Source organism: Streptomyces aurantiogriseus (genome assembly GCF_014649375.1).
GTDB classification, from domain to species: domain Bacteria; phylum Actinomycetota; class Actinomycetes; order Streptomycetales; family Streptomycetaceae; genus Streptomyces; species Streptomyces aurantiogriseus.
In genome coordinates, this window is the sequence record NZ_BMSX01000016.1 from 242815 (window position 1) to 257899 (window position 15085).

The 15085-nt window shown below is 70.8% G+C and carries 9 protein-coding genes; all 9 read right to left on the reverse strand.

Features of this window, described 5'->3' with window-relative positions; translation table 11 throughout:
• Nucleotides 1-23: 23 nt before the first annotated feature.
• A complete protein-coding gene (locus IE263_RS30845; RefSeq protein WP_189941114.1) occupies nt 24-1199 on the reverse strand; it encodes an acyl-CoA dehydrogenase family protein in 1176 nt (391 codons plus the stop codon).
• Between the two features lie 58 nt (nt 1200-1257).
• Nucleotides 1258-2502: a CaiB/BaiF CoA transferase family protein gene (locus tag IE263_RS30850; RefSeq protein ID WP_189941115.1), complete on the reverse strand. Its 1245-nt coding sequence runs from the start codon at nt 2500-2502 to the stop codon at nt 1258-1260.
• 60 nt (nt 2503-2562) lie between these two features.
• Nucleotides 2563-2997, reverse strand: a complete 435-nt coding sequence (locus IE263_RS30855) for a zinc ribbon domain-containing protein (protein WP_189941116.1) — start codon at nt 2995-2997, stop codon at nt 2563-2565.
• Nucleotides 2998-3406: 409 nt separating this feature from the next.
• Nucleotides 3407-5581 (reverse strand): glycoside hydrolase family 127 protein, encoded by a 2175-nt coding sequence (locus IE263_RS30860; RefSeq protein ID WP_189941117.1) that lies wholly within the window; start codon nt 5579-5581, stop codon nt 3407-3409.
• A gap of 53 nt (nt 5582-5634) precedes the next feature.
• A complete protein-coding gene (locus tag IE263_RS30865; RefSeq protein WP_189941118.1) occupies nt 5635-9780 on the reverse strand; it encodes an Ig-like domain-containing protein in 4146 nt (1381 codons plus the stop codon).
• Nucleotides 9781-9782: 2 nt separating this feature from the next.
• A complete protein-coding gene (locus IE263_RS30870; RefSeq protein WP_189941119.1) occupies nt 9783-11735 on the reverse strand; it encodes a glycoside hydrolase family 127 protein in 1953 nt (650 codons plus the stop codon).
• Between the two features lie 51 nt (nt 11736-11786).
• The gene (locus IE263_RS30875; protein ID WP_189941155.1) at nt 11787-12608 is read right to left on the reverse strand and encodes a carbohydrate ABC transporter permease; all 822 of its coding nucleotides are present in this window, start codon (nt 12606-12608) and stop codon (nt 11787-11789) included.
• 44 nt (nt 12609-12652) lie between these two features.
• Nucleotides 12653-13615, reverse strand: coding sequence for a carbohydrate ABC transporter permease (locus IE263_RS30880; protein WP_189941120.1), 963 nt, complete (start codon nt 13613-13615; stop codon nt 12653-12655).
• A gap of 60 nt (nt 13616-13675) precedes the next feature.
• Complete coding sequence (locus tag IE263_RS30885) at nt 13676-14992, reverse strand: ABC transporter substrate-binding protein (protein ID WP_189941121.1); 1317 nt, start codon at nt 14990-14992, stop codon at nt 13676-13678.
• Between the last annotated feature and the right edge of the window lie 93 nt (nt 14993-15085).

Sequence of the window (15085 nt, forward strand, 5' to 3'; positions counted from 1 at the left end):
CGACTCACACCGGGGCCGAGTGGTCAGCGGAACGCCGGGTATCCGGTGATCGCCTGACCGACGACCAGGGTGTGCATCTCGTTGGTGCCCTCGTAGGTCAGGACGGACTCGAGGTTGTTGGCGTGGCGCAGCGGCGAGTACTCCAGGGAGATGCCGTTGGCGCCCAGGATGCTGCGGCACTCCCGCGCGATGGCGATCGCTTCACGGACGTTGTTGAGCTTGCCCACGCTGATCTGCTCGGGGCGGATACGGTGCTCGTCCTTCAGGCGGCCCAGGTGCAGGGCGAGCAGAGCCGCGCTGCTCAGGGACACCGTCATGTCGGCCAGCTTCTTCTGGGTGAGCTGGAAGGCGCTGATGGGCTTGTCGAACTGCACGCGGGAGTCGGCGTACTCGATGGCCGCCTGGAGCGAGTCGCGCGCCGCGCCGACCGCGCCGAACAGGATGCCGAAGCGGGCCTCGTTCAGGCAGGACAGCGGTCCGCGCAAGCCCTCCGCGAGCGGCAGCCGCGCCGAGTCGGGCAGCCGGACGTTGTCGAAGTACAGCTCCGAGGTGATGGAGGCGCGCAGCGACATCTTCTGCTTGATGTCCTGGGTGGTGAAGCCGGGCGTGCCGCGCGGGACGAGGAAGCCGCGGATGCCGTCCTCGGTCTGCGCCCACACGGTGGCCACGTCGGCGATACCGCCGTTGGTGATCCACATCTTGGAGCCGTTCAGGATCCAGTCCCCGCCGTCCCGGACGGCCCGGGTGCGCATCCCGGAGGGGTTGCTGCCGAAGTCGGGCTCGGTCAGGCCGAAGCAGCCGATCGCCTCACCGGCGGCGAGCCGGGGCAGCCACTCCTGCTTCTGCCCCTCTGAACCCCACTTCCAGATGGAGTACATCGACAGCGAGCCCTGCACCGAGACGAAGCTGCGGAAGCCGGAGTCCGCCGCTTCCAGTTCCAGGCAGGCCAGCCCGTAGCTGACGGCGTTGGTGCCGGCACAGCCGTACCCTTCGAGGTGCATGCCGAGCACCCCCAACTTGCCGAGTTCCGGCGCGAGTTCGCGGGCGAAGTGGGCGTTCTCGAACCACTCGCCGATGTGCGGGCGCACCCGGTCGGTGAGGAACTTGGCGACGGTGGCCTGGATCTCGCGCTCCTCGTCGCTGAGGGCGGAGGAGAGGTCGAGCAGGTCGAGGGGGTCCTTCAGCGGCTTGCGGCTCATCGTGCGCTCCTGGTGGTCGACATGGTGGGTTCGGTCATGGTGATGGTGCGGGGAACGGTCATGTGATCGCTCCCTCTCGCTCTGTGGCGTGGTCGGACAAGCGAGGGAGAATCTCCGCGGTGTGCTGGCCCAGGCACGGCGGAGGCAGGAGGTACCGCGCGGGTGTCTCACTCAGCGTGATGGGGTTCGCGACCTGGCGGGAGGGCCTGCCACCCGCTCCGTCGGCCGCCGCGGCGGGGATGTCGACGATGCCGGGAAGGCCGAGCCGCTCGGCGAAGGCGAAGGCCTCGTCCAGGGCGTTGACGGGTCCGGCGGGCACGCCCGCGGCCAGCAGGGCGCCCGACCAGTGGTCGGCTCCGGCGGCGCCCAGCCGCTCGGTCAGGATGTCCCGCAGTTCGCCGCGGTGGGCGACCCGGTCGGTATTGGTGCGGAAGCGGTCGTCGAGAGCGAGGCCGGGATCTCCGACGACCTCGGCGAGCGCCGCGAACTGGCGGTCGTTGCCCACCGCGAGCGCGATCGGACGATCGGCGGTCGGGAAGGTCTCGTACGGGGCGATGCTCGGGTGCGCGTTGCCCAGGCGCCCCGGGACGACACCGGCGACGGCGAACGCCGATGCCTGGTTGACCAGGGCCGACAGCAGCGAGCCGAGCAGGTTCACCTCCACGAGCTGCCCCTGCCCGGTGGCGTCCCGGTGCCGGAGAGCGGCGAGGACGCCGAGCGAGGCGTGCAGTCCGGTGATCACGTCGACCAGGGCCACGCCCGCCTTCACCGGTTCCCCGTCCGCGTTCCCGGTCACGCTCATGAGGCCGCCGACAGCCTGGACGAGCAGGTCGTAACCGGGGATCGCGGCGCCCTCACCGCTGCCGAAACCGCTGATCGAGCAGTAGATCAGCTCCGGGTGCAGTGCGCGGAGCTCCTTGTGGCCGAGGCCCAGCCGCTCCATCGTGCCGGGTCGGAAGTTCTCCACCAGCACGTCGGACTCGGCCACCAGGGCACGTGCCTGTTCACGGCCGGCCTCCGTGGTCAGGTCCAGGACGACCGACCTCTTGTTCCGGTTGACGCTCAGGAAGTACGTCGACGTGCCGTCGTGGTCGGCCGGGGGGTGCCAGGCCCGGGTGTCGTCTCCGATGCCCGGCCGCTCGACCTTCACCACGTCGGCGCCGAGGTCGGCGAGGAGCATGGTGGCATAGGGCCCCGCGAGAACCCGGGAGAAGTCGGCGATGCGCAGACCGTCCAGCGCTCCACGCCTCGCTCCGTCGAGAACGCCGGCCCATCCGTCCGGCGCGTTGTTCTGGGTGCCCACGCACCCTCCTCTCTGATCGTCCCGTCTACCCGAACGTGGCTCCGCCGGAGCCGTTTCCCGTCACCACCAGGGCTCCGCAGGCGGCTCCCGGCGAGTGAGTTCGACGACGGGAAGGCCCTGGCCCAGGGGGGCGCCGGCCCGTACGACACGCACCTTTGCCCCGACCGCGACCGCGACCGGCGCCGCCCCGGTGACCTGGCAGATCAGGGTGAATCCCTCGTCCATCGCGACGAACCAGGTGTTGTGCGGGGACGGGCCGTTGCGGCGGACGACGACCCCGGTACCCGAGCTGCGCTCCTGTGCGAAGGCCATGGACCCGCAGGCGCGGCAGAACGAGCGGCGGTAGGCCGGAGTGCCGCACCAGCGGCAGCGCTGGAACAGCAGTGCGTCGCCGTCCGCCGGAGCGGTCGGTGAGGCGGGCCCGGGCGTGGCGGCGGTAGCCGCGTCGTGGTCTTCCCGCAATTCGGTTTGTTCACGGATGTCTGTCTGGAGCATCACGGCCTCCTGCACGCAATTCGGTGACCGGAAAACGGGCCAGGGGAACCCGCTGTGGCTCCACCACCCTGGCCCTGCCGCGAATCACCGGTCAACGACGAACCGACGCATCTTTGTGCGCGGAATGCGTTCTGTTCACTGACGACGCAGGTCAACCGTTTCGGCTGTACGGACGGGTGGTGTACCGGAGTGAGGCGCCGCGGGGTTTCGCCGGTTCGTGCAGGAGGAATTCAAAAACGGGGAAGCAGCCGGGGCGCTCCGCATTTCGACCGCATTCGAGTGGGCGCACCGACTGCTCGACGCCGGGTGGGCGGTCAGCGTGAGGGGCGTCGGTCGGTACAAGGCCTCAGACTTCGACGCCTGGCTGTGAACCGCCCGGATCCCGGACGTCGTGCAGTCGGTCGGTCCCTCAGCGCCTCAGGTCCGCGCCGACCGCGGCGGCGACGACGCGGTCGCGCTCGGCGCGGGTGAACAGCCCCGCGGACAGCCAGTCGTCCGCGAGGGCGCGCACCGCCCCCACGAAACGGCCCGAGGTCACGAAGGGTGCCTGGGCCCAGAGCACGTCGAGGAAGGTCAGGCCGTCGCCACCGGCGCGGTTCGGTACGCCCGAGTCGGTCGTGCCGAACACGACGACGGGTTCGGAGCGCTTGAAGTAGGCGTGGTAGCGGGTGCCGTCCGCGATGTGGAACGGGGCGAGGGTCAGGCCGTGCGTGGTGAAGTGCAGGGGGCGGCCCTCGGGCCGGATCGCGTCGGCGAGATCGCCCCGGAGCGTGAAGTGCTTGTAGAAGGAGAAGGTACGGAAGCCCTGTTCCGGGCTCTGTGCGACCAGGAGGACAGGACCGTGGAAGACCGACTGGACCGCGGGGTCGTCCAGGGCCCTTTCGATGCGCAGACGGTACGGCGTCGAGATCCGGACCCGGTCGCCGCGCCTCCAGCTTCTGCTGAGGGTGACGTAGCTGCCGGGCACCGCCGCCACTCGTTGCCGGACCCCGTTGACCGTGACGGTGAAGCCTCCCGTGGCCCAGGACGGAACCCGCAGTCGCAGGTCGAGCCTGCCGCCGCCCTCCCGGAAGGTCAGGGTGCGCACGCCCTCGGCCGGGTAGTCGCTCGTCTGCTCGATGACGAGACCTCGCTCCGGCCACCGCAGGGTCGAGGCGAGGTAGAGGTTGACGTACAGCGCGTTGCCGTCGGCCGATCGGAAGTAGACCGAGTCCTGGTACTTGGTGTGGTTCTCCATGCCGGTGCCGCCGCAGCAGGTGCCGGTGTTGTCGTACTGGCGCACGACCCCCGGGCCCATGCCGACGAAGTAGGTGACCTCCGGGCTGCTGGTGCTGGGGGCGTCCCGGCGGGAGGCGAGGATGTGGTTGGTCAGGCCCCGCTCGTAGTAGTCCATGTAGGCGGGGTCGGGCTCGCGGAAGAACAGCTGACGGCTCAGCTTGAGCATGTTGTACGTCGCGCAGGTCTCGGCGTTCTTGTCGTCCAGGGTGGCCGCGATGGCCCCTCTGGCCCGGAACATCTCGCCCTGGCCCGTGCCGCCCAGGCTGTACGTGCGGGGGCCCGCGACCATGCCCCAGAAGTTGCGTGCCGCGGCGGCGTACTCCTCCTCCCCCGTGTGGTCGAACAGCCGCAGGTACCCGGTGAACTGGGGGATGTGCTGATTGGCGTGACGGCCGTCGAGGATGTCCCGGTCCTCGGCACAGGCGTCCAGCAGCGCGGTGTTGTCGAAACAGCGGGCGGCGGCGAGGTGTTCCTCCCGGCCGGTGAGGGCGTACAGGTCCGCCATCACCTCGTTCATACCGCCGTACTCACCGGCGATGTAGATCGACCACATCCGTTCCAGCTGCGCCTTCGGCAGGTGCCCGAGCCGGCTGTGCACCCAGTCGCCCATCTTCGCGGCGATCTCCAGGGCCTGCGCGTTCCCGGCCAGCGTGTGCGCGTCGAGGAGACCGCGCATGATCTTGTGGCAGGTGTAGTACGGCGCCCAGATGGTGGGGTACGTCGTGTAGCTCTCCAGCAGGATGAACTGTGTCTCCGGGTACGCGGCCAGGTAGCCGGGGTGACTGGGCCGGGGCGAGCCGTGCTCCGCCAGGGCCCGCTGGCACTCGCCGAGCGCGCCGACCAGGTAGTCGAGCTTGGCCTTGAGCGCGGCCTCCCGCGTGTCGGCGTACGCCTGGGCGACGAGGGTGAGGAAGTGGCCGCCGTAGTGGCCGCGCAGGTTGCCGTCGGAGGTCTCCCAGCCGCCGGGCGGCCGGGCGCCGCGGGTGTCGAGCCCGGCGTTGGCGCGGAAGACGGCCAGGATGCGGTCGGCCGGGTAGGACCTGGCGTAGTCGAGCATCAGGTCCCGCTTGCGACGGAAGACGCCGTCGCCGAGGGACACCTGGTCCAGGGGGAAGGGGCGTACGGCCCAGGTGGGCGGGGTGGGAAGCGCGGCCACGGCGGGCCCGGCGGGCAGCGAGGCCACGGGGGCCTCGGCGGGCGCCGCGGCCAGGGCGACCTCGGGTGTGAGGGCGTACACGAGGGGGGTGGCGGCCGCGGTCTGCGCCGCCAGCCTCAGCACACGGCGGCGGGAGGGGGGTCGGTACATGCGCGGACTCCGATCGTCGGTCGTCGGCGGGCATGGGCGGTGGAAGGGCGACGTCATGGAGAAGCGGTCACGGTGACGGTGGCCGTGGCGCGGTGACCGGTGCCCGCCACGGTCCCCTTCACCTCGAAGGACCCCGGCCCGGCGTACTGGTCCGGATCCACCGGGTCCCAGGACACGGAGATCCGGCTGTCCTTGGAGCCGTCGTTGTAGGTGGCGACCACGCTCGCCGGGAGCGTGGGCGCCGTGCCGGCCCGGGTGGTGACGCGTTCCTCCGCAAGGCTGGTGATCTCGACGGCGTCGGTCTGGCGCACCCACACGGTCGCGGTGACGGGCTGCGCGGTCCGGTCGGCGAGCCCGGTGATCCGTACGCTGGTGCCGCCCTCGGCGACCTGGTCCTCGGTGAGGGCGGGCCAGGCCACCGGCGAGCGCGCCGTCGAGCCGTCGGCGTACACCAGCGTCACCTCGCCGGGGAGTTCGGGGAGCTTGCCGCGGAGGGTGGGGACGTGGACCTCGCGCACGGACTCCGGTGTCTCGGCGTACACCTTCCACTCCTGGACGCCGAGCGCCAGGTCGGTGTGTCCGGTCAGCCGGGCGCGCAGGGCCGTGGTGGTGACGGGGGTGAAGGTGGTCCGGTTGTAGCGGTCCTCGGCGGTGCCGTAGCCGCTGGGCGAGGCGACCTCGCGCCAGGTGTCGCCGTCGCGGTACTCGATGACCCAGGAGGCCGGCACTCCGACGCCGTCGGCCGCGCCCGGCTGTGCGTCGCGGAAGAAGTACAGGTCGGATCCGTCCACGCGGACCGGGTCGTCCCAGGTGTACTGGACCCACTGGGTGCCCTTCTCGGGCCAGCTGCCCCAGCGCGGGGCGTCGGCCGACGAGGCGGGTTCCCGGCCGTCGTTGATCGCGGCGACCGACTCCCAGCCCGAGGTGTAGGACGCGGTGGGGGTCGCGAACGGCGCCACGTTCACCTGTCCGTCCGAGAGGCCCTCCACCTTCACGACGACCTTCTTGGACGACCGCAGGGCGCCGTCGTCGCCGGTGAGTTCGAGGGTGTAGATGCCGGCCTTCGTGAAGCGGGCGACCGTCGACGAGGCGCCCGGGGTGTCGAAGATGACGGTGCCGCCGTCCGGGCCGTCCGTCGTCTTCCACGCGGCGGACAGCCTCCGCTGCGGGAGCCCGTCGTCCTCCACGATCCCCGTCAGCCTGACCTGACCCGGCCGGCTGTACGTCGTGTCGCGCCACGCCTCGACGTACGGGGGTTGGTTGCGTGCCGCCGGTGGCCTGACGCCGGTGGCGTACGCCTGGATCTCCTTGAGGCCGCTGGTGTGGCCGTCCCGGTGGCGCAGCAGCACCCGCAGCTTCTCGGTGGTGGCCTTCCGGAAGCGCACCTGGTTGAGGTTGGCCCGCGGATGGACCGGTGACCTGACCGGTCCGGCCACGTCCTTCCACTGCCCGTCGCCGTCCTGGTACTGCACCGTGTACAGGGCGGGTTCGGCGTAGCCGCCGGGGCGTTTGTCGCTGTAGAAGTGGAGCCGGACGTCGTCGACCGTGCGCGGGCGTCCGAAGTCGATCTCGTACCAGTCCTCGGTGTCGCCCGAGCCGCGGGCGCCCCAGAAGGGCTCGTTGACGGTGAAGCCGTCGACCGCGCCGGCCACGCCTCTCCCCTGGGCCTCGTGGGAGGCACGGGCCGTGGCTCCGGCGGCGAGGTTCTCCCGCGCCCGGCCTGTCAGGTCCCGGCCCGCCTTGGCGAAGAGGTCGGTGACGCGGTCCTTCGGGCCGTACTCGACGTCCTGCGGCTCGGCGACGGCCGTACGCAGACCGGTGGTCCGGGCCTTGGCGCCGCCGCCGTCGGGGAAGGTCACCTTGCGGGTGGCGGGGTCGTAGACGAGGTGGGTGAGGCGGTCGGCGGTGAGAGCGAGCTTTCCGTCGAGGTAGACGGAGTACCCCTCGGGGACCTTCCTGCCGTACGGCCGTTTCCCGTCGCCGGGTGCGTCCCACAGCACGGCCACGTCGGTGCCGCGGTAGTTGATGTCGGTGACGGCGAAGTGCGGCCAGTCGACGTCGATCGGCCACAGCTCGATCTTCCGGTCGTCGCGCGGCCGGAAGCCCATCGCGTCCTCGATCACGGTCCAGTTGGTGGTGCCGAGGATGGTGTGGTGGATCCAGGAGCGGTAGCCGATCTTCTGCGGGTCGGCGCTGCCGTCGGCCCAGAACTCGTTCTGGTCGGGCCGGCGGTTGTCACCGTCGACGTAGTGGGCCCAGGCGTTCCAGGACAGCAGCTTCTTGTACCAGGTGCGGTCGATGTACGGGTTGGGGTACTTCCGCAGCACCGAGGAGAGGAAGCGGAAGGTGACGGTGGAGTTGATGACGGAGAAGTTGTTGCTCCCCGGGTGTCCCTGCTCCGCCGCCTCCGCCTTGTCGGCCTGGTTGGCCGTGAAGAACGGGAAGACGGGGTACTGCTCGGCGTCCGCCCACAGCCGCAGGGCCTCGAGGTACTGCGGGTCCTCGTCCGGTGTGGGCATCAGACCCACGCTGTACGGGTAGTAGTTGTTGATCTCTTTCCAGGGCACGAGGGTGTCGGTGGCCACGTGCCGGTGCTTGAGCAGCTTGTCCTTCGGGTCCCAGAGGTGTTCCAGGACGGCGTCCTTGACCCGGTTCGCGATCCCGCGCATCTCGCCGGCCTTCCCGGTCTCGCCGAGCAGGTCGTAGGCGCGGGCCGCCGCCGTCGCGTTGCTGTAGACGTACGCCGATTCGGCGCGGTCGAGGTTCCCGGGCTTCCAGTCGAAGGACACCGCGTCGGCGTCGTTGCCGGTCATGGCGCCCCAGTCGTACTCGATGAGGCCGTTGCCGTCGTGGTCGTAGTTCTCCAGCTGGCCACGGACGTCCTGCTCGGCGTACCGCGCGAGGTTGCGCACGATCCCGTCGGGACCGCCGTGCACCTGGTAGGAGCGCCAGGCGGCCTCGGAGATGTACTGGGTGTAGCTGTTGGACCAGTTCTCCGGGTCGCCGGGGTTGTCGGTGTACTTGCCGCTCTTCGAGACCTCGCCGGCCGACACCCAGGGGCCGTAGGAGTAGCTCGGGTCGCGCAGGTACTTGAGGTCGTCGACGAACATGCCCACGGTCAGGGCGATGGCGTTGTTGTAGCCGAGCACCCCCTCCATGGAGGTCGGGAACTGGTAGTCGTTGCCCGGGATGTCGGCGTCGAGGTAGTTGTAACGCAGCAGCCACCAGCGGTAGTAGAGCGTCTTCTCGATGTTGTCGTCCGGGATGTCGAGGTAGGGCAGGTTCTCGGCCCACCAGCGGTTGTACGTCTGTACGTGCTGCCGGAAGGCGGCGGCCGGGGGCGCGGTGCGCACGGCGTCGTACTCGGTCCGGGAGCGGGTGATCTCCTCGGTGACGAAGCCGAGTTGGACCTTGGTGGTGAGGGTGCGGCCCGCGGGTACGGTGAGGGTACGCGTCAGGGCCTCGCCGTCGGCGGCGGGAGCCATCCCGTCGCCGCTGAACCGGGGGAAGACGGTGGTGAGGTTGTTCTTCGCGGCCACCGCACCGGTGAGTTCACGGCCCTCGGGGGTCGTGGTGTACGGGGACGAGGCGCGCAGGGTGACCTCGCGGCGAGCGGAACCGGTGTTGGCGACGGCCAGGTTCGTCACGGCGACATTGGCGTCGGTGATGAACTTGGTCTGCGTGACCTTCAGTCCGGTGGCCTCGTGGGTGAACTCGCTGCGCCAGTGGCTGGGGGTCTGCGTGCGGGCGCCGGTGTCCTCGCGGAGGGTGAGGTTCTCGCCGTCCACGGCCAGGTTCACGGTGTACGCGGACCGGTTGTCGATGCTCTCCCAGTACGCGACCTTGCCGGCGAACCCGAGCGGGGCGGGGTCGTGTTCCTTCATGAACACCGCCCGGCCCCGGGTGAACAGCCAGTCGCCGGCCGGGTCCTCGCCCTTGCGGGCCAGCATGCGGTCCATCCAGAAGTCGGTGCCGTCACCGGCCCTGCGATCGGCCTCGTACTGGGCGCGCAGGGTGCGGTGGGTGGTGAAGCCGGCCGGCAGTTCCGGCACGGGCCGGGCGGAGCCGGAGTAGACGGGGTAGCCGATGCCCGCGTTGTCGGCCTCGGCGGGCGAGGTGGCGGCGAGCGAGGCCAGCAGCCCCAGGGCCAGCGCTCCGGCCAGGGTTCCGCGGTGGTGCCGTCTTCGCGGTCCGTGCACGCCTACCTCCCTGTCCCGGTGCTGTCCGCTTCCGTCGTCGGCAGCCACACCCGCATCGTCGAGGGACCGCGGTTCGCCCAGGAGTGGTAGGGCACCAGGACGATGCCGGTGTGCCGGGCGGCCGGCGCGGCGACGTGGCCGAGCGGCCGATACGGCCACGCGGCGTCGCCCGGTTCACCCGGTGGGGCCACTTCACCCGGCACGACCACGGTGTCGTCCGGCCCGTCCTCCGGCTCGGCGGACGGGTCCACCCGTACGGCGTCGACGTCGTGTCCGTCCGGCAGGTCCACGGACTCGGCGCAGTACACCAGCGGCCCGCGCTGGACGGCCGCCGTGCCGCGTGTCGCGTCGATGCGCGGGTCGGCTCCGATCCAGCGTGGCGCCATGGGCAGGTCGAGCCGTATCTCGTCACCGGGCCGGAAGACCCGGGTGACCGAGGCCGTGCCGGGGGCGACGGCTCGGCGTTCCCCGTCGGGGTCGACCAGCCACGCGGTGGCGCCCTCCGTCCAGGCGGGGACGCGCAGCGACAGGGTCCACGGGTGGTCCGGGGACCGCCCGATCCGTACGGTCACGCTTCCGCCGGAGGGATAGTCGGTACCGACCCGCAGCGCGACGCCGTGGCCGCCCGCGAGGGAGGTGGTGATCTCCGCGTCCGCGTACTGGTGCAGCTGGATGCCGTGGTCGTCCGCCGTCGCCAGGTACGCGGGCAGCACGGCCAGGGTCCGCGCCACGTTGGTGGGGCAGCAGGACACCGCGAACCAGGGCGCGCGCAGGCTCGACTCGGCGCGCGGGCTGTCGACGTTGGCGGCGGGTACGGTGCCGCGGCGACGCCGGTGCAGGGTGTTGGCGTAGAAGAAGGACCGGCCGTCCTCGGACGGGGAGGTCGCGACGACGTTGAAGAGGGTCCGCTCGGCGAGGTCGGCGAAGCGTGGCTCGCCGGTGGCGAGCAGCAGCCGCCAGCTGAGCATCACGGAGGCGACGCCCGCGCAGGTCTCCGAGTAGGCGCGGTCCGGGGGCAGCACGAAGTCGTCGCCGAAGGACTCGTCGCGGTGGTGGGAGCCCATGCCGCCGGTCAGGTAGGTGCGCCGGGCGACTGCCGCCTCCCACTGCCGGACGACCGCGGCGAGCAGGGCGTCGTCCCCCGTCTCCACGGCCACGTCGACGGCGCCGGCCGCGAGGTAGAGGGCGCGGACGGCGTGGCCGCGCAGCACCGTGGCGTCCCGCACGGGCAGGTCGTCCTGGTAGTAGGCGCGGCCGAACTCGATGTCGGCGAGCGTGCCGTGGCCACGGCGTTCGACGAAGAGGGCGGCCTGGTCGAGGTAGCGCTGCTCCCCCGTCAGCCGGGCGAGTTCCACCAGGGCCGACTCGATCTCCGGGTGGCCGCAGACGGCCTCGATGCCGCCCGGGCCGAAGGTGGCGCACACGTGGTCGGCGGCCCGCCGGGCGATCTTCGCCAGTTCGCCCTCGCCGCGCGACCGGGCCTGTGCCACACCCGCCTGGATCAGGAACCCGTGGCAGTAGAGTTCATGGCCCCATTCGAGGTCGCTGTAGCGGGGCTGTTGTCCGGGGCGGCCGAAGGCGGTGTTCAGGTAGCCGTCCGGTTCCTGGGCGGGTGCGATGACGTCGGTGAGTGCGGCGATGTCCGCGTCGAGCGGGGTGCCGCCGCCCGCCTCCCAGGCCATGGCCTCCAGGAGTTTGTAGTGCTCGGAGTCGGCGAACTCGCGGCCCCGCCGGTCCCGGTGGATGCGGCCCTCGGCGGCGGCCCGGAAGTTGCCGGTCCAGCCGACGCGTTCCATCCAGTCGCGGCAGTGGCCGAGGGTGGCGGTCGCGTTGATGTGCCGGCACCGGGCCCAGAAGCCTCCGGTGATCCTGACCTCGTCGAGGCCGAGAGGCCTGAGCCGGCCTCGGGTGGGCGCCACCGGCAGGGCGGATGACTGTGCCGTGTTCTCCCTCACCAGTTCATGCCTTCGGTTCGTCCCTTCGGTCGTGGTCTGTTCGCATGCCTTTCAGCCCTTGAGCGCGCCGGACATGAAGCCCCGCACGTAGTGCCGTTGCAGCAGCAGGAAGAGCAGGAGGCAGGGCACGGCGAGGACCACCACGCCCGCCTCGGTCGCCCCGTAGTCGACGGCACCCATGCTCTGCTGCCGCAGGTTCGCGACGGCCAGCGGCAGGGGCGCCTTCTCGCTGTCCGAGATGAGGATCAGGGGTGCGATGAAGTCGTTCCAGGCCGCGAGGAAGGCGAAGAGCCCCACGGTGATCAGCCCCGGCCGCACCGCGGGGAGGAGGACCCGGCGCAGCGCGCCCGCCGTGCCGCAGCCGTCGACGAGCGCCGACTCCTCCAGTTCGCGCGGCACCGCCTCGAAGGAGATCCGCATCATGAAGGTGGCGAACGGCAGTTGGAACATGGCGAGCACCAGGCTCAGCCCGATCAGCGAGTTCTGCAGATGGAGCCTGCCGAGCAGCACATAGAGCGGGATGAGGAGCGTGGCGTACGGGACCATGAGGATGGCCAGGGTGAGCAGGAACAGCAGGTTCTTGCCGGGGAAGGTGAAGCGGGCGAAGGCGTAGCCGCCGAGCAGGGACACCGCGAGGGTCAGGGCCACGGTGAGCGCCGAGACGACGGTGCTGTTGAGGAGGTACCGCCACAGGCCCGCGTCGTACTCGAGGAGTGTCCGGTAGTTGCCGAGGCCGTAGCCGGATTCCTGGGCGGTGCCGGGCTGGCCGCTGACCGAGGCCCAGGCGTTCCACAGCAGGGGGAAGAGGAAGATGACGGCCAGACCTCCGGCGACGACGTAGTGGGGCGTCCGGCCGAGGGCGCGGGTGAGCACCGTGGTGTCCCTTCTCCAGAGGCGGGTGTCCTGTGCGGGGTGGGTCATGACTCGTCGGCGTGCCGCAGTCCGCGGAACTGCAGGACGTTGAGCAGGAGCAGCGCGGCCAGCACGATGATCGAGAGGGCCGCCGCGGTGCCGAGGTTCAGCCGCTGGAACGCCTCGCGGTAGATCAACTGCACGATGGTGACGGTGCTGTTGTCCGGGCCGCCCTTGGTGAGGACGAAGAACTGGTCGAACGCGAGCAGGGATCCGGTCACGCAGAGCAGCAGGGACAGGGCGAGCGACGGCCGCAGCAGCGGCAGTGTGATGCCGCGGAAGATCTGGGCGCGGCTCGCGCCGTCCATCCGTGCCGCCTCGTACACCTCGTGGGGGATGCGCTGGAGGCCCACGAGGAGGATCAGCATGTAGAAGCCGGCGAACTTCCAGACGACGAGGAACACCGTCGACAGCAGGGCCGAGGTCGGCGTGCCGAGGAAGGACACCGGCTCGTCGACGAGGCCGAGCTTTTCCAGGGTGCGGCTGAGGGGGCCGGTGGTGGGGCTGTACAGGCCCCAGAAGAGCAGGGAGGCGGAGGCCAGTCCGAGGGCGCCGGGCAGGAAGTAGACCGTGCGGAAGAAGCCGGCGCCGGGACGGGACTCCTGCACCAGGAGGGCGAGGAGGAGCGCCAGGCCGAGGAGGACGACCGTGACGATCACGGTGTAGAGGAGGGTGAAGCGGACGGCGGGCCAGAACAGGGGGCTGTCGGTGACGTCGGTGTAGTTCTCGGGGGCGTTGCCGCCCCGGTCCCCCGCGAGCAGGGGCCAGTCGCTGAGCGACATCTGCCCGACGAGCAGCAGGGGCAGCAGGAAGAAGACGGCGACGAACAGGGCCGTGGGGGCCGCGTAGGCGAGCCCCTGGACCTTGCGGGACCGCCACAGGGGCGTGGACGTAGGGGATCGGCGGGCCCGGTGTTCGGGTGGGGCCCGGTGTTCGGCGGGCGCTCGGTCGGGCGCCTTCACCTGCATGGCTCTCCTCTGCCGTGTGACGTGGGAGGGTGTGCCTTCGGGCGGGTGTACAGGTGCCGCTCAGTCGGCCAGCGAGGCGGTGACCGCCTTGTTGTCCTTGTCGACGGACGCCCCGTCGCCGAAGACGGCGTTGCGCATCAGGGTCAGCCAGGGCCCGTTGGGGTCGTTGAAGGTCTGGCCGAACTTCAGCGCGTACGGGGTACGGCCGTCGGCCACGAGCTGGTTGATCGTGACCAGGCGCGGGTCCGCGGCGGAGTGCTTGTTGGACGCGAGGTCGGTGCGCGCCACCACGTCCTTGTGCGCGGCGACCACGTCGACCTGGGCCGCGTCGCCCAGCGACCAGGCGAGGAAGTTCCAGGCCTGGTCGGCGGACTTGCTGGTGGCCGCGATGCCGATGGCGTCACCGCCGACGAAGGTGGACTTGCCGCCGCCCGGGCCGGGGATGGGGGCGACGCCGAGGTCGAGGTCCTTGGGCATCAGCCCCAGGGTGGTCGACGGCATGGGCATCACACCGACCTTCCCCTTCGGGAAGACGCCGGTCCAGGTCGTGCCCGTCTCGTCGCGTGCGCCGGGGGCCGCGATGTCGTCCTTCACCCATCCGCGGTAGGTCTCGTAGACCTTCTTCGCGGTGGCGGAGTCGAGTTCCGCCTCGGTGCCTTCCTTGTTCAGTACGTCCTCACCCGCCGCCCAGATGGACGGCCACCAGGTGAAGACGCCGCAGCCGCCGCAGCTGCCGCCGAAGAAGGTGCCGTCGACTCCGCCGCCCAGCGCGTCCACGGCCCGTGCGTGCCGGTCCCACTCCTCCAGGGTGGTGGGCGGCTTCGCGGGGTCCAGCTCGGCCTGCCGGTAGAGCTCCTTGTTGTAGAAGAGCACCGACAGATCGAGGGTGTGCGGCACGACGTACTTCTTGCCCTCGTACGTGCCGGCCTTGATGTGCGACTGGGCGAGGTGCTCGGCGAAGGGCAGGGCGTCGACGCGTTCGCTGAGGTCGGCGAAGAGTCCGCTGGTGGTGTAGTTCGGGACGAACACCACGTCGGAGGCGAAGAGGTCGGGCAGGTCCCGGGATCCGGCGGCCGCGCCGACCTTGGCCTGGTAGTCGTCGGTGGGGATGACGGTGAGTTCGATCTTGTTCTTGTGGCTCGCGTTGTACGCCTTGACCAGTGCCTCGCTCTGCGGCCGGGTCGCCGCACGCGTCCACATGGTCAGTGTGGTGCCGTCGTCGACCCCGTTCGCGTCCGCCGCCCGGCCGTCTCCGCCGCCGTCCGATCCGCCGTCGCCCGACCCGCAGGCCGTGACCAGGCTCGCGGCGGCGAGGAGCGCGACGGCACCGGTGACGAGCCGGCGTACGCGTCCACGTGGTCCGGTCGTGCTCCCCATGATGATCCCCCTCGACAGAAATGAACCGAAAAGGCTTTCAGAAAGCTAGGACTGTGGCTAACGGGTCGTCAATCCCCTTGCAGAGAGCGGTTG